15 protein-coding genes are annotated in these 14,384 nt (G+C 72.6%); 9 read left to right on the top strand and 6 right to left on the bottom strand.

Annotation, left to right across the window (positions count from 1 at the left end; all coding sequences use genetic code 11):
* Positions 1-90 precede the first annotated feature (90 nt).
* Positions 91-1,500: an SNIPE associated domain-containing protein gene (locus tag RM788_RS17575; RefSeq protein ID WP_315932770.1), complete on the bottom strand. Its 1,410-nt coding sequence runs from the start codon at positions 1,498-1,500 to the stop codon at positions 91-93.
* 174 nt (positions 1,501-1,674) lie between these two features.
* On the opposite strand from RM788_RS17575, the gene RM788_RS17570 reads away from it, so the two are divergent.
* From RM788_RS17570 to mnmA, 5 genes are read left to right on the top strand one after another with little or no spacing between them, the layout of a single operon-like run.
* On the top strand, positions 1,675-2,439 hold the full coding sequence (locus tag RM788_RS17570) for a GNAT family N-acetyltransferase (RefSeq protein ID WP_315932769.1): 765 nt from the start codon (positions 1,675-1,677) through the stop codon (positions 2,437-2,439).
* Positions 2,436-3,302 (top strand): lysophospholipid acyltransferase family protein, encoded by an 867-nt coding sequence (locus RM788_RS17565; RefSeq protein WP_315932768.1) that lies wholly within the window; start codon positions 2,436-2,438, stop codon positions 3,300-3,302. Before RM788_RS17570 ends, RM788_RS17565 begins: the two co-directional genes overlap by 4 nt.
* A 4-nt stretch (positions 3,303-3,306) precedes the next feature.
* A complete protein-coding gene (locus RM788_RS17560; RefSeq protein ID WP_315932767.1) occupies positions 3,307-4,671 on the top strand; it encodes an MFS transporter in 1,365 nt (454 codons plus the stop codon).
* A 21-nt stretch (positions 4,672-4,692) separates the two neighbouring features.
* Complete coding sequence (locus RM788_RS17555) at positions 4,693-5,895, top strand: cysteine desulfurase family protein (protein ID WP_315932766.1); 1,203 nt, start codon at positions 4,693-4,695, stop codon at positions 5,893-5,895.
* A gap of 4 nt (positions 5,896-5,899) precedes the next feature.
* Positions 5,900-6,988, top strand: a complete 1,089-nt coding sequence (gene mnmA / locus RM788_RS17550) for a tRNA 2-thiouridine(34) synthase MnmA (RefSeq protein WP_315932765.1) — start codon at positions 5,900-5,902, stop codon at positions 6,986-6,988.
* Between the two features lie 217 nt (positions 6,989-7,205).
* On the opposite strand, the gene RM788_RS17545 is transcribed toward mnmA, so the two are convergent.
* The 4 genes from RM788_RS17545 to RM788_RS17530 all read right to left on the bottom strand — a co-directional run bounded on the left by RM788_RS17545 (position 7,206) and on the right by RM788_RS17530 (position 9,719).
* Positions 7,206-7,916: a hypothetical protein gene (locus RM788_RS17545; RefSeq protein WP_315932764.1), complete on the bottom strand. Its 711-nt coding sequence runs from the start codon at positions 7,914-7,916 to the stop codon at positions 7,206-7,208.
* 80 nt (positions 7,917-7,996) lie between these two features.
* Positions 7,997-8,311 (bottom strand): hypothetical protein, encoded by a 315-nt coding sequence (locus tag RM788_RS17540; RefSeq protein WP_315932763.1) that lies wholly within the window; start codon positions 8,309-8,311, stop codon positions 7,997-7,999.
* Between the two features lie 23 nt (positions 8,312-8,334).
* The gene (locus tag RM788_RS17535; RefSeq protein WP_315932762.1) at positions 8,335-9,210 is read right to left on the bottom strand and encodes a serine/threonine dehydratase; all 876 of its coding nucleotides are present in this window, start codon (positions 9,208-9,210) and stop codon (positions 8,335-8,337) included.
* Positions 9,207-9,719, bottom strand: a complete 513-nt coding sequence (locus RM788_RS17530) for a DUF6584 family protein (protein WP_315932761.1) — start codon at positions 9,717-9,719, stop codon at positions 9,207-9,209. Before RM788_RS17530 ends, RM788_RS17535 begins: the two co-directional genes overlap by 4 nt.
* Before the next feature lie 64 nt (positions 9,720-9,783).
* Here RM788_RS17530 and RM788_RS17525 point away from each other — a divergent pair, with 64 nt between their 5' ends.
* Both RM788_RS17525 and RM788_RS17520 read left to right on the top strand, forming a co-directional pair.
* Positions 9,784-10,998 carry a hypothetical protein gene (locus RM788_RS17525; RefSeq protein ID WP_315932760.1) on the top strand — a complete coding sequence of 405 codons (1,215 nt, stop codon included), beginning with the start codon at positions 9,784-9,786 and terminating at the stop codon, positions 10,996-10,998.
* Between the two features lie 62 nt (positions 10,999-11,060).
* Positions 11,061-11,450 carry a hypothetical protein gene (locus RM788_RS17520; protein ID WP_315932759.1) on the top strand — a complete coding sequence of 130 codons (390 nt, stop codon included), beginning with the start codon at positions 11,061-11,063 and terminating at the stop codon, positions 11,448-11,450.
* A 93-nt stretch (positions 11,451-11,543) separates the two neighbouring features.
* Here RM788_RS17520 and paaI read toward each other — a convergent pair whose 3' ends face one another.
* Positions 11,544-11,909: a hydroxyphenylacetyl-CoA thioesterase PaaI gene (paaI, locus tag RM788_RS17515; RefSeq protein ID WP_315934662.1), complete on the bottom strand. Its 366-nt coding sequence runs from the start codon at positions 11,907-11,909 to the stop codon at positions 11,544-11,546.
* Between the two features lie 315 nt (positions 11,910-12,224).
* Here paaI and RM788_RS17510 point away from each other — a divergent pair, with 315 nt between their 5' ends.
* Positions 12,225-13,232: an aldo/keto reductase gene (locus tag RM788_RS17510; protein ID WP_315932758.1), complete on the top strand. Its 1,008-nt coding sequence runs from the start codon at positions 12,225-12,227 to the stop codon at positions 13,230-13,232.
* Positions 13,233-13,294: 62 nt separating this feature from the next.
* A complete protein-coding gene (locus RM788_RS17505; RefSeq protein WP_315932757.1) occupies positions 13,295-14,320 on the top strand; it encodes a uroporphyrinogen decarboxylase/cobalamine-independent methonine synthase family protein in 1,026 nt (341 codons plus the stop codon).
* The last annotated feature ends 64 nt before the right edge of the window (positions 14,321-14,384 follow it).

Here is a 14,384-nt window from a genome sequence, read left to right as displayed (position 1 = left end):
CGAACACCCGGACACCGTGGACTTTCCCCCGGCCACGAATGGGGGTGCCTGAGTGTTCGACACGGGGTGTCTGAGTGTTCGACTCGCGGGTTACATGGTGCTGGAGCGCCATTCGGCGGCGTCGGGGCGTTCGGTGAAGTCGACGAGGCCGGAGTCGGGGATGTCGCGGAACGCGGCGAGCACTTCAGCGGGGGTGGCGCGGAAGAACTCGCGGCGCTGGTTCACCTGGTTGACGCGCCGGTCGGCGAACCGGGTGTGCAGTTCGCGCACCAAACCCACGGCGTCCCGGTTCTGCACGATCGCGTGCACGTCGAACCGGAACGGCACGGAGGCGTCGCCCAGTTCGCGGATCCGGTCGTGCGGGTCGAGCCGCCGGGTCATCCCGATCTTCACCACGCCCTCGCCGAACGCGCCGACGTTGCTGATCACGTACACGTGCCCGGCGCGGGCGTCGTCCGCCTGCTCGTCGACCTCGGCCCGTCCGGCCTCGATCTCCTCCAGGCGGCTGCGCAGCGCCAGCGCGGCGACCCCCTCGCCGTCGCCCCGCCGGATGAGCGCGCCCAGCGAGCTCTCCACGTGCGCGCGCTCCTTGTCCCACTTGGCCCGCGCGCGCTCGTAGTCCCGCGCCGCCGCGGCCTGCTCGCGCATCTCCTCGCGCAGCAGGCGGGCCTCCTCCTTCTCCGCCTCCACCTTCGCCCGGTGGTCGGCGGTCAGCACGATCTCCGCGCAGCGCAGCCGGTGGTAGCGGTCGTCGACGCGGATCTCCATCGACTGGCCGAGCCTGGCGATCGTCTCGGAGATCTTGGTCAGCCGCTCGACGGAGTTCTGCCGCGACTGCGGCCGCACCGTGCGCACGCAGTTGTCCGCCTCGGTGTTGTACGCCCGCAGCAGCAGCTTCGAGAAGTCGTCGACCATCTTCTTGCCCTCGCTCAACGACCCGTTGACCTGCCAGTTCGTCGTGGCCGTCACCGCGTTGCCGGTGCGCACGAAGGCCTTGGTGTCCTCCTTGATCTTCGCGATCCGGTCCTTGTACCCGACCGCGTCGTCCAACGGGTGCGCGTAGGCGTACACCCCGGCCGACTGGAGCACCGCCGCGTCCTGGGCGTTGATCAGCTCGTCCCGGACGGCCGCCAGCTCCGCGCGGGCCTGCGACACCTGCGCCAGCACGTTCTGGAGCTGGGTCTCCATCATCCGGATGCCCTCGGCGCGCACCGAGTCCTCCAGCGCGCCCGCGCTGGCGAGCGCCTGGCGCAACCGGGCGTTCTCGGCTTCCAGCGCCTTGCGGCGGCTGCCGAACGCGTTCGTCGCCACGGGCGGGACCACGGGCACCTGTATCCGCGGCACGGGTGCGGTCATGTGCGCCTGCGCGACCGGGCCCCAGAACTGCCAGCCCGCGGGCGCGGGTGGCCAGGAGGGGTCCGGCGCCCAGCCAGGGGGAGGCACCCAGCCCTGGGGCGGCCTGGGCCATCCCGGTGGTGGGCGGAACCGCCTGACCTCCACGTGGTCTCCTCGGGTGAGCGGGTGGTGGACACATCGAACCCTGCCGTGCGGGTGCCACTCCGCCCCAGCAGGCCTTTCGGGCCGGACCGGGAACCGGCCATTCATCGAGATGGCACGCACGCGTCATCGCTTCGACCTGCCGCCGGTACCCGTCAGGTCGGTAGACCTTGGGACATGACGCAGCCGCAACTGCTTGTCAGCACCGCAAGGCCCGCGACCGGCACGCCAGGGTACTCCCTCCTGGTCGCCCGTGACAGCGCCGAAGTCGTTGCCGCGCAACGGCTCCGCCACCAGGTGTTCGCCGGGGAGATGGGCGCTTCCCTGCACACGCCCGTGGCGGGCCACGACGTCGACCGGTTCGACGAGTTCTGCGACCACCTCGTGGTCCGCGACGACGCGTCGGGCGAGATCGTGGGCACCTACCGGATGCTCCCGCCGGACCGGGCCCGCGAGGCGGGCGGCCTGTACTCGGAGACGGAGTTCGACCTGTCGAACCTGGCGGGCCTGCGCCACACCCTGGTCGAGACCGGTCGGTCCTGCGTGCACCCCGACCACCGCGGCGGCGCCGTCGTCAGCCTGGTGTGGGCGGGCATCGCGCGGTACATGCTGCTGTCGGGCCACACCTGGCTCGCCGGGTGCGCGTCGGTGTCGCTGGCCGACGGCGGCGAGCACGCTTCCGGCGTGTGGGACGCGGTGCGCGCGAAGCACTACGCGCCCGAGGAGTTCCGGGTGCGGCCGCTGAACCCCTGGACCCCCGGCGCCGCTCCCGGCAGGACGGTGCTGCCGCCGCTGCTCAAGGGCTACCTGCGGATGGGCGCCCAGGTGTGCGGCCCGCCCGCGCTGGACGAGGACTTCGGCGTCGCGGACCTGTTCATCCTGATGAACCCGTCCCGGATGGACAGGCGCTACCTCAAGTACTTCCTCGGGGAAGCGCCGTGACGCACGCCTGGATGCCGCACTCGCCGTGCGGCGCCGGTTGCCTTGACCACTCGGCGCCACGGGTCGGCGCGGCCAGGGCGGCGTTCCGGCTGATGGCCGCGGCCACCGTGATGCTGGCAGGGCTGCTTGTCGTCGCATGTCTGCTGGTGCTGCGCGGCCACGCCCGCGAAAGCCTGCTGCGCCAGTGGTTCCGCACGCTGCTGCGCGCGTTCGGCGCCCGGCTCCGGGTGCACGGGGCCGTCCGGTTCCAGGAGACCGAGGGCCGCGGCGTGCTGGTGGTCAGCAACCACGTGTCGTGGCTGGACGAGCTGGCGATCGACGGCGTGCAGCCGATCCGGCTGGTGGCGAAGAAGGACATCCGCGACTGGCCGGTGCTCGGGTGGCTGGTCACCGCCGCGCGCACGGTGTACCTCGACCGCGAACGGCTGTCGCTGCTGCCCGGCACGGTCGCCGAACTGGCCGGCGCCCTGCGCGACGGGGCCGCCGTCGGCATCCACGCCGAGGGCACGACCTGGTGCGGCCTCGCGTCCGGCGGCTACCGGCCCGCGCTGTTCCAGGCCGCGCTGGACGCGGGCGTCCCGGTGCGCCCGGTCGTGCTGCGCTACCGGCTGGGCGACGGCTCGCCGACGACCGCGCCCGCGTTCGTCGGGACGGACACCCTGGCGGACTCGATCCGCCGCGTGGTCCGGCTGCGCGGCCTCGTGGTCGACGTGCACGTGCTCGACGAGATCGCGCCGGGCCGCGCGTCCACCCGCCGCGAACTGGCCGGTCTCGCCCAGCGCGAGGCCGAGCGGGTGCTGCACGGCGCGCTCACCAGGCCGCATATCGACTTGACCTCGACCCCGGTCGAGGTTGAACGATAGGGCGGTGAGCACCACCGAGAGCGCGGAGAAGAGCAGGCTGTGGGCCCCGGACCGCCGAGGGCCGACCGCGGGGATCGTCCTCCTGGTCACCCTGCTGGCGTTCGAGGCGATGGGCGTCAGCACGGCGATGCCGCGGATGGTCGCGGACCTGCGCGGTGACGAGCTGTACGCCTGGCCGTTCGTCGCGTTCCTGGCCTCCAGCGTGGTCGCGACGGTGCTGTCCGGCCGGTTCTGCGACCTGCGCGGCCCCAAGCCCGTGCTGCTGGCGGGTCCGCTGGTGTTCCTCGCCGGGCTGCTGACCGCCGGGTTCGCCCAGCAGATGGGGGTGCTGCTCGCGGGCCGCGTCCTCCAGGGCTTCGGCGCGGGAATGCAGATCGTGGCCATCTACGTGGTGATCGGCCTCGTCTACCCGGCGCGCGACCGCCCCGCGGTGTTCGGCGCGCTGGCCGCGGCTTGGGTCGTGCCGTCGCTGGTCGGCCCGGCGCTCGCGGGCTTCTTCACCGAGCACCTCACCTGGCGGCTGGTGTTCCTCGCGCTGGCGCCGCTCGTGCTGATCGGCTTCGTCCTGCTGGTCCCGGTCCTGCGCACGCTGCCGAAGCACGTGGACGGCGTCGTCCCGGCCCGCCGGGGCCTGCTGCTCTCGGCCGTCGGCGGCGGCGCGGGCGTCTCGGCGCTGAGCTGGGCCGCCCAGCACCCGAGCGGGCTGAACCTGGTCCTCGGCCTGGCGGGCATCGCCGTGCTGGTGCCGTCGCTGCTGGTCCTGCTGCCCAAGGGCACGCTGCGCGCCAAGCGCGGCCTCCCCGTCACGGTGCTGGCCCGCGGGATGCTCGCGGGCTCGTTCTTCGCGACCGAGGCGTTCATCCCGCTCACCCTGACCTCCGTCCACGGCTACTCGCCGCTCGCCTCCGGCATCCCGCTCACGCTGAGCGCGCTCGGCTGGTCGACCGCCTCGATGTGGCAGTCCCGCAGGCCCGACATCCCGCGCGGCACGCTCGTCCGGTGGGGCTTCGTGCTCAACGCCACCGGCATCGCGGGCGTGACGTTGATCGCCCCGACGTGGGGCCCGGCGTGGGCGACGGCGCCCCTGTGGGCCATCGCGGGCTCCGGGATGGGCCTGGCGATGTCCAGCGTGAGCGTGCTCGTGCTGGCCTCCTCCACCGACGCCGACCGGGGCTTCAACTCCTCCGCGGTGCAGATCAGCGACATGCTGGGCTCCGCGCTGCTGGTCGGCCTCGGCGGTGTCGTGGTCACGACGTTCGCCTCCACCGCCGTCCCGACGGCCGCGATCATCCCGTTCGACCTCGCCATGGCCGCCCTCGCGGTCCTCGGGGCCTTCCTGACGGGAGCGCGCACCGAACCGGTTCGCTGAACGGGCTACGCTGGGAGCGCGATGGCCTACCTCGATCATGCCGCCACGACGCCGATGCACCCCGCTGCGATCACGGCGATGACGCGGGCTTTGTCCACCTTGGGCAACGCCTCGTCCCTGCACACCTCGGGCAGGCGCGCGCGCCGCGCCGTCGAGGAGGCCCGCGAGGACATCGCGGACGCGCTGGGCGCCCGGCCGTCGGAGGTCGTCTTCACCAGCGGCGGCACCGAGAGCGACAACCTGGCCGTCAAGGGCGTCTTCTGGGCCCGCCGCGCCGCCGACCCGCTGCGCAGGCGCGTGCTGGCCTCGGCCGTCGAGCACCACGCCGTGCTGGACGCGGTGCAGTGGCTCGCCGACCAGGACGGCGCCGAGGTCACCTGGCTCGACACCGACCGGTACGGCCGCGTGCACCCCGACGTGCTGCGCGAGGCGATCCAGGGCGACGACGTGGCGCTGGTCACGGCGATGTGGGCGAACAACGAGGTCGGCACGATCAACCCGGTCGCCGAGCTGGCCGCCGTCGCCGCCGAGCACGGGGTCCCGTTCCACACCGACGCCGTGCAGGCCGTCGGCGCGGTCCCGGTCGACTTCAAGGCCTCCGGTGCGAACGCGCTGACGATGACCGGCCACAAGGTCGGCGGACCCTACGGCGTCGGCGTGCTGCTGCTGGGCCGCGACGTGGCGTGCACGCCGCTGCTGCACGGCGGCGGCCAGGAGCGCGACGTGCGCTCCGGCACCCTGGACGTGCCCGCGATCGTCGGTCTCGCGACGGCCGTGCGGCGCGCGGTGGAGGACCAGCCCGCGAACGCCGTCGAGGTGGCCGCGCTGCGCGACGAGCTGATCGCCTCCGTGCGCCGGGTCGTCCCGGACGCGATCGTGAACGGCGACCCCGGCCCGCTGCGGCTGCCCGGCAACGCCCACCTGACGTTCCCCGGCTGCGAGGGCGACAGCCTGCTGATGCTGCTCGACGCCAAGGGCATCGAGTGCTCCACCGGCTCCGCCTGCACCGCGGGCGTGGCCCAGCCGAGCCACGTGCTGCTCGCGATGGACGTCGAACCGGCGCTGTCGCGCGGGTCCCTGCGGTTCTCCCTGGGGCACACGTCGACCGCGCGGGACGTGCAGGACCTCGCCGAGGCCATCGGCCCGGTCGTGGAACGCGCGCGCAACGCCGGCCTGGCCGGGATGCGCCGCTCCAAGAGCAAGAACGTCAAGGCGGAGGTGTAGCGGGATGCGGGTGCTCGCGGCGATGAGCGGCGGAGTCGACTCCGCGGTGGCGGCCGCGCGCGCGGTCGAGGCGGGCCACGACGTGACCGGCGTGCACCTCGCGCTGTCGGCCAAGCCGGGCACGCTGCGCACCGGCGCCCGCGGCTGCTGCACCATCGAGGACGCCCACGACGCCCGCCGCGCGGCGGACCTGATGGGCATCCCGTTCTACGTGTGGGACTTCGCCGAGCGCTTCACCGAGGACGTGGTGGAGGACTTCGTCGCCGAGTACGCGGCGGGCCGCACCCCCAACCCGTGCCTGCGCTGCAACGAGCGGATCAAGTTCGAGGCGCTGCTGGACAAGGCGATCGCCCTCGGCTTCGACGCCGTCTGCACCGGCCACTACGCCCGGCTGTCCACCGAGGACGGTGTCGTCGAGCTGCGCCGCAGCGCCGACGACGGCAAGGACCAGTCGTACGTGCTCGCCTCGCTCACCCGCGAGCAGCTCTCGCACGCCATGTTCCCGCTGGGCGGCAGCACCAAGGCCGACGTCCGGATCGAGGCGGCCACCCGCGGTCTCGCCGTGGCGGAGAAGCCGGACAGCCACGACATCTGCTTCATCCCCGACGGCGACACCCAGAAGTTCCTCGGCAACCGCCTCGGCCAGTCGCCCGGCCTGCTGATCGACGACGCCACCGGCGCCGTCCTCGGCCGCCACGCGGGCGTCCACGAGTTCACCATCGGCCAGCGCAAGGGCCTCGGCATCGACGCCCCCGCCTCCGACGGCCGCCCCCGCTACGTCCTTTCATTGGAACCCGTCTCCGGCAACGTCCGCGTCGGCGCCGCCGAGAAGCTCGCCGTCACCACGATCACCGCCACCCGCACCTCCTGGCCCTCCGGCACCCCCCTGACCGGCCCCCTGGAGTGCGTCGCCCAGGTCCGCGCCCACGGCGGCACCGCCCCCGCCGTCGCGGAACTGGTGGACGGCCACCTCCAGGTCCACCTCCGCGAACCCCTCACCGGCGTCGCCCCCGGCCAGGCCGTCGCCCTCTACCGCCCGGACGCCAACGGCGACCTAGTGCTGGCCAGCGCCACCATCAACACCACCGCCTGACCAGCCCCCACACCACGTCGGGCGCAGCCCGATGCCCAAGTCAGGCGCAGCCTGATGCTGGTGAAGCCAGACCTACCCCTGCCCCCGATACACAGCGCCCTCCTGCCACACCCCAGTTTGTCAAGGCATCTTTCCCGCCTTGACAAACTGGGGTGTGGCATTGAGATAATCGCGCACCGGGGGCCGGGCTCCGCACGGTGGACACAACAGGCACCCCCTACCCCACCAACGACCACCACACAGCCCCACCAACCAACACCACATACCCCGCCGAAACCCACACGACCACCCGCCTACGCCGCACCTCATCCACCGCCGCAAACGTCAACCCCCAAGCCAGCAACGGCAGCACCAACACCCCGTGCATGGCGACCCCGTGCGCCGGCTTGAAGAACCCCGCGCTGCTGTAAGCCTCCGCCACATGCCCGGTCCGGGCCAGGACTGTCCCTCGAGCGATCATCACCGCCCCGAACACCATCGCCATCAGGAACGTCGCCGCCCCGACGCGCACGGCCACCCCCATGCTCGGCGTCAGATGCCGAGCGCGCAGAGCCGTGACCAAGAACCACACCACCACGAAGATGATCACCCCACCCCCGAACGCCAACCCCGCGGTGATCGCGGTGTCGAACGGCGTCTCGAAGTTGAAGTGCGACGGCACCCCGCGCCAAGCCTGCACCGTGATCCCCGCGACCTCGTACACCGAGGCGGCGGTGAACAGCGCCACGACGAACGGCCGCACCCGGATCAGCGTCCCGACCCACACCACGGAGGCCAGCGTCAGCCCGAACGACAGCCCGAACGTCACCGGCTTGCGCCACGACACGGGCCCTTCCCACGGTCCGCCGTCCACGGCGAACACGAGCAGGTGGAAAAGGCCGCTGGTGAACAGCACGATGCTGACCCAGTACCCGACGCGTGTGGTCATGGCACCTGATCATGCTCACGACAGGCCGGAACCACGTCCGCCGTGGAGCGGCAGACCCGTCTACGTCACCGGACGTACGCCTAGTGCGGCACCGACATCGCCGCGGACGCGAACTCGGCCCACCGCGCGGAGTGCGCCTCCGGCAGGCTCACCCAGTCCCGCATCGGCCTGCCCTGGCCGGAGGGGTCGAACAGGTGCGTGTCGCCCATCGCCATGGCCTCGGTGTGGGCTTGGGTGCCCTGCCCGAGGCGGCACGCGAGCGCGCCGTCGTGCAGGCACGCGAAGGTCTTGCCCTCGACGTCCTTGAGGGCCGGTTTGCCGAACAGCTGGGAAGTCCGGACCCCGTAGGAGCCGAGCTGGGTGACGAGCCCGTCGATAACGTCGGTGTCGGTCACCCGCCCAGCGTCCCACCCCGCCGTCAGGGGGTCCAGTCGGTGTTCGCCCCGCACAGGACCACGCACGGCAGGTCACCGGGCACGGTGCCCGCCAGGAACGCCGCGAACGGGACGGCGGCGGCGGGTTCCACGGCGAGCCGGAACTCCTCCCACAGCCGGTCGCGGGCCGCCAGCAGCTCCGAGTCGGTGACCAGCAGCGACGTGACCGCGGCGGACTTCAGGACCTCGAACGGCACCTCACCCACACGGGTGGCGCCGAGCGCGGACGAGGCGACGGAGTCGACCGGGCCGTCCACGGGTCCCCCGGCGGCCAGCGCGTTGCGCAGCGCGGAGCAGCCCTCCGGTTCGACGGCCACGGTGAGCCTGCCGTGCGCGGCGGCGGCGATCCCGGCGACCAGCCCGCCGCCGCCGACCGCGACGGCGATCGAGTCCACGGCGGGCAGTTCGGCGACGATCTCCAGTCCGACGGTGCCCTGCCCGGATACGACGAGCGGGTCGTCGTACGCCTCCACGTAGGCCCCGTCGTGCTCGCGGGCGGCCGCCGCGGCCTCGGCGTAGGTGGCGCCGTGCCGGATCAGCTTCGCCCCGGCGGCCTCGATCCGCCGCACCTTCCCGTCGGGCGCGGAGACGGGCACGTACACCGTCGCCGCCACTCCCAGCAGCTGCGCGGCCTTCGCCACGCCCAGTCCGTGGTTGCCGCCGGACGCGGTCACCACGTGGTCGACCGCGGGCCCGGCGAGCAGCGTGTTCAGCGCGCCCCGGATCTTGAAGGACCCGGTCAGCTGCAGGTGTTCCAGCTTCAGCGCGAGCGGTCGACCGTCCACTTCGACGCGCCACAGGGGAGTGCGGCGGGCGTACGGGCGGATGCGTTCGGCGGCGGCCGCGACGTCGATGGTCATGCCACCAGCATGCGGTACCCGAAGCGCACGACGGTGATGGCGCCCATCACGATGAGCAGCGCCGTGATCGCCAGTCCGACGGCCATCAGCGCGCAGGTGACCCAGGACCGGCCGGGCTGCTGCTGTTCCGCGACGGTCAGCTCGTCCTGGATCTGCTCGGTCGCGGCCCGGTGCAGCGCCATCAGCCGGGTCCGCGCGGTCTCGGTCTCCGCCGCGTTCTCGCCGCCGACCCAGTTCAACGCCGTCAGCCGGGCGACCGGCGTCTTGTACGCGTGCTCGAACGCGATCACCTCGACGGCGTCGCGCACCTCGGACAGGTAGCTCCAGCGGCCTGCCTGCACGCCGTTGCCGAGCACCCGGTACACGGCCGCGAGCTTGTCGCGGAGGTCCAGCCGGGTGGGGTAGCTGCCGACCAGACCGGCCAGTCTCTGGCGTGCGCGCAGGACGTTGGCCAAGTCCCCGCGCGTGAGTTCCTCGGCCGCTCGGTGCAGCGTCACCTCGACTGGCATGGGCCACATGCTCTCAAGCCGCGCAATAGAGCGCCGATTCTTCGCCCGATCGTAGGATCGTGCGGTGGTGTCCACGATGGTCGTCCCGTTCGGTTTCGCCTGGTGGCTGGGGCTTTACCTGCTCGCCCGCGACGTCCGGAAGCCGGTGCTCCACCGAACGGCGGCTGGACTGCTCGCCTACGCGGTGGTAGTCGCGCTCGACCCGGCGCCGTCGGTGCTGCTCGCGGTGCCCGCGGTGGCGTGGACCGGCACGATCGCCTGCTGGCTGCCACCGCGCTTCGACCGCTGGTGGCGGCTCGGCGCGCTGCCGGTGCTGGCGGTCTCGGTCTTCTCCCCGCTCGTCGCGGCGGTGCCGCTGGCCGCGGCGTTCGGGCTGTTCCTGCGCCACCGGCCCGCCCGCGTCGGCGGTGTCGTGGCGGCGGCGACGCTCATGTTCGGCATGGGCGACGCGTTGCTGCTGCTGGGTTTCGACCTGCTGCCGAGGCAGGCGCTGCTCGCGTGCGTCGGGTTCGACCTGGTGCTGCTGGGCGTCGCGGTCGCGGTGGCCGACGCGTTCCACGAGGGCGAGGCCGTGCGCGCGGACATGACGCGGTCGCTGATCGCGTCGCTGGGCACGGCGTTCGTGTTCGGCACGCAGGTCGCGCTGTTCATGCTGCGCCCCGACGCGCACCTCGAACCGCTGCTGTACGGCACGATCGCCGCCGCCGTCGCCGTGCAGGTGTTCGCGAGTCCGCTCGCGGCGGCCGTGGACAGGCTGGCCCTGCCGGGGTTGGCGGAGGACCGGGCCTCGCTCCGCGAGGTCGTCGACGCGCTGCCACGCCGGAATCCGTTGGCGGAGTTGGACGGCGCGGAGTTCGCCCGGCTGACCCGGCGGGCGCTGGGCAACTACGGCGACCTCGGCAAGCTGGTCGCCAGCCCGCTGACGAACCTGCCCGCGATCGCGGAGCGGCTGGCCGCGCGGGGTGCCGCCGACCAGCCCGTCGAACGGGCGGTGGAACTCAAGGCGCTGCTGCTGGAGAGCGTCCTGCGGCTGAAGCCGAAGGACGGCGGCTTCGGCACGAGCGACGAGTGGCGGCACTACAACGCGCTCTACTTCTACTACGTCGCCGGGATCCGGCCGTACAGCGTGCGGACCAAGCGCGAGGGGCTCGACCCGGAGTCGAAGAAGGCGCTGGCGTGGTTCGTGGGGCAGGTGCCGGAGAGGACCCTGCACAACTGGCAGAACGCCGGGGCCAAGCTGGTGGCCGCGGACCTGTTCTCGCAGGTCGACAGTCGCTGATCGGCAGTTCTCGGCAGTGTTCGGTGTGGTTTCGGCAGTGCCGGCGGCCGCAGGGTCGGGCCATGACGACCAACGATCGACTCCTCCGGTTCGCACTCGGACTCGACGGCCTCGCCTCCGCGGGCCTCGGCGTCCTCACCCTCCCGTTCGGCACCGCGCTGGGCCTGCCGCTGCCCGTCGCGCTCGGCATCGGCGCGTTCCTGATCGCCTACGGCGCCGGGGTCTTCTTCGTGGGCACCCGGCCCGCGGTCAACCGCACGATCGTCAGGGTCGTGGTCCTCGGCAACGTGCTGTGGGTCGTGGACAGCGTGCTCGCGATCGAGCTGGACTGGTTCCCGCTCACCGCGCTCGGCGTCGTCCTGGTGGTGCTGCAAGCCGTTGCCGTGGCGGGGTTCGCGGCGCTCCAGGTGGTCGGGCTCAACGCCGCCGCGCGAACGGGGGTCCGCGCCTAGCGGGGACGAGCACGGCCGTGGTCGCACGCCGCCTAGCGCAGCGTGCGGCTGCTGCCCCTGAATCCGACGAGCACGGCCGTGGTCGCATGCCGCCTAGCGCAGCGTGCGGCTGCGGCCGCGGAACTCCGCCACGACCTGGTCGCCGCGTCGCACGGTGATGTCGTAGATGCCGCTGCGGCCGAACGACGCGCGCTCGACGGCGTCGGCGACCAGTTCGTCGCCCACGTGCACCGGGGCGATGAAGTCGATCTCCGCCTGGGCGGCGACCGTGACCGAGCCCTCCCGGTTGCAGGCGCAGGAGAACGCGCTGTCGGCGAGCAGGAACACGTACCCGCCGTGGCCGATCCCGTGGCCGTTCACCATCCGCGCCGTGATCGTCATCGACAGCCGCGCGGTGCCCTCGTCGAGGTGCAGCAGTTCGATCCCGAGGGCGTTGGACGCGGCGTCGGCCGCGAACATCTCCGCTGGTCCCATCACCGCACCCTGTCACACGGTGCTGGGAGAACGGAAAGGGCCGGTGCGGCGCAGGGAGCCGAACCGGCCGTTCCCGGCAGGGGAAAAGGGTCGGGGAGTGGTGCGGGAGAGCGGGGCGCGACGCGCTCCCACACCACGATCCGGGGGCGCTCGGCAACTGCGAGCACCGACATGGTGACCGTATGTGGTCTACACCACTCCCGTCAATGGGTCTAGACCTTTTGCTTTTGCCGAGGGTCGCTCACGTGCCTGGGGTGGCCTGTTCGTGGACCCGCGGGACGAATCCGCAAGACTGTTTCGATGGCCGACCAGAGCAGCACCACGATCACCAGACGTCCACTGGGGAGCCAGGGCCTCCTCGTCTCGACCCAGGGCCTCGGCTGCATGGGGATGAGCGCGTTCTACGGCGGGCGCGACGACGAGGAGTCGACCGCGACCCTGCACCGAGCCCTCGACCTGGGCATCACCTTCCTGGACACCGCCGAGGCCTACGGGCCCTTCACCAACGAGATCCTGGTCGGCAAGGCCATCGCGGGCCGCCGGGACGAGGTGCAGGTGGCCACGAAGTTCGGCACCGAGTTCGACGACGACGGCCTCGCCCACGACATCAACGGCCGCCCCGACTACGCGCACCGCGCCATCGACCGCTCGCTGCGCCACCTCGGCACCGACTACGTGGACCTCTACTACCTGCACCGCGTCGACCCGGACGTGCCCATCGAGGACACCATGGACGCGATGGCCGACATGTTCATGGCGGGCAAGATCCGCTACGTCGGCCTGTCGGAGGTCTCGCCCGAGACGATCCGCCGCGCCCACCTCATCCACCCGATCACGGCCGTGCAGTCGGAGTACTCGCTGTTCGCCCGCGGCCCCGAACTCGACGGCGTGCTGCGGACGTGCCGCGAGCTGGGCATCGGCTTCGTCCCGTACTCGCCGCTCGGCCGCGGCTTCCTGACCGGCGAGATCACCTCCGTCGACGACCTCGCCCCAGACGACGCGCGCCGCGGCCTGCCGTGGTTCTCGCCGGAGAACATCGCCCGCAACGTGGCCGTCGTCGAGGTGCTGAAGTCGTTGGCGCGGGCCAAGGGCGTCACCGCGAGCCAGCTCGCGCTCGCGTGGGTGCTGGCCCAGGACACCATCCCGATCCCCGGCACCAAGCGCCGCCGCTGGCTCGAGGACAACGCCGCCGCGGCCTCGATCAAGCTCACCACGGCCGATCTCGCCGCGATCGACAAGGCCGCCCCGCACGGCGTCGCCGCGGGCGAGCGCAACACCCCGCAGGGCCTGGCCACGACGAACCGCTGACCCGGTGGGCGGCGGCAGGGCACCCGGCCCGCCGCCGCACGCCCCGGTGGGAGACTGGCGCGGTGAACACGACCCCTTGGAAACCGGGCTCCGCCACCGGCATCGGCTCACTGCCCGGCACGGATCCGCACGAGGCGTCACGCATCGTCCTCGGCGAGCTGCCGCTGCTGCCGCACCTCCCGGAGCTGCCCGAGCGCGGTGTGGGCGCCGACATCATCGGCCGCACCGCCGGGCTGCTCGTCGACATCCCGATCGAGGTCGTCCCGTCGGGCTACCGCGTCACCGCGCACCCCGGCCGGCACCACCGCCGTGCCGTCGACCTGATGCGGTACGACCTGGACGCGTTCGAGGAGGCGTTCCAGGGCACGAACCTGCGCGCCGAGGTCGTCAAGATCCAGGTCGCCGGGCCGTGGACGCTGATGTCCAACATCGAGCTGGTGCGCGGCCACCGGGTGCTCACCGATCCGGGCGCCGTCAAGGAGTTCACCGAGTCGCTGGCCGAGGGCCTGAAGCTGCACGTCGCCGAGGTCGTCAAGCGCACCGGCGCGCAGGTCGTCGTGCAGCTCGACGAGCCCGGCCTGCCCGCGGTCCTGGAAGGGCTGCTGCCGACGCCGTCCAAGCTCGGCACCGTCCGCGCGGTCCCCGGTCCGGACGCCCGCGACGTGCTCGCCGCGATCGTCGAGGCGGCGGGCCCCGGCGTGATCATCCACTGCTGCGCCCCGAAACCGCCCGTGACGCTGCTCCGCGAGGCCGGTGCCACCGCCGTCGCGCTGGACGTCTCGCTGCTGCGCGGTGCCGGTCCGGCGGTGCTGGACGAGCTGGGCGAGGCCTGGCAGGCGGGCACGTCGTTGTGGCTGGGTCTGGTGCCGAGCACCGACCCCGGCACCGAGGTGACCCTGCGCAGGGTGGCCAAGCCCGCGCTGGAACTGGCCGACCGCCTCGGTTTCCCGCGCACCGTCCTGAGCGGACTCGCGCTGCCCACGCCGTCCTGCGGGATGGCGGGCGCGTCCGAGAGGTGGGTCCGCCGGGCGCTGGCCCTGACCCGCGACCTCGGCAAGGCGTTCCTGGAGCCGCCCGAGGACTGGTGACGCGCGGGCCTGGTCTCCCCGGCGCGCGGCGGCTACCCTTCCCCGCAATTAGGCAACTTTCTTA

Source organism: Umezawaea sp. Da 62-37 (assembly GCF_032460545.1).
Classification (GTDB): domain Bacteria; phylum Actinomycetota; class Actinomycetes; order Mycobacteriales; family Pseudonocardiaceae; genus Umezawaea.
Note: the sequence above shows the minus strand (reverse complement) of the source record. Positions and strands in the feature narration are given on the sequence as shown.

Bases quoted from the DNA above. Each gene is read 5' to 3' on its own strand.
- RM788_RS17555 (WP_315932766.1), top strand. From the start codon at position 4,693: ATGGCCTACCTCGATCATGCCGCCACGACGCCGATGCACCCCGCTGCG.
- RM788_RS17510 (WP_315932758.1), top strand. From the start codon at position 12,225: ATGGCCGACCAGAGCAGCACCACGATCACCAGACGTCCACTGGGGAGC.
- RM788_RS17520 (WP_315932759.1), top strand. From the start codon at position 11,061: ATGACGACCAACGATCGACTCCTCCGGTTCGCACTCGGACTCGACGGC.
- RM788_RS17570 (WP_315932769.1), top strand. From the start codon at position 1,675: ATGACGCAGCCGCAACTGCTTGTCAGCACCGCAAGGCCCGCGACCGGC.
- paaI (WP_315934662.1), bottom strand. From the start codon at position 11,909: ATGTTCGCGGCCGACGCCGCGTCCAACGCCCTCGGGATCGAACTGCTG.
- mnmA (WP_315932765.1), top strand. From the start codon at position 5,900: ATGCGGGTGCTCGCGGCGATGAGCGGCGGAGTCGACTCCGCGGTGGCG.
- RM788_RS17545 (WP_315932764.1), bottom strand. From the start codon at position 7,916: ATGACCACACGCGTCGGGTACTGGGTCAGCATCGTGCTGTTCACCAGC.
- RM788_RS17530 (WP_315932761.1), bottom strand. From the start codon at position 9,719: ATGCCAGTCGAGGTGACGCTGCACCGAGCGGCCGAGGAACTCACGCGC.
- RM788_RS17535 (WP_315932762.1), bottom strand. From the start codon at position 9,210: ATGACCATCGACGTCGCGGCCGCCGCCGAACGCATCCGCCCGTACGCC.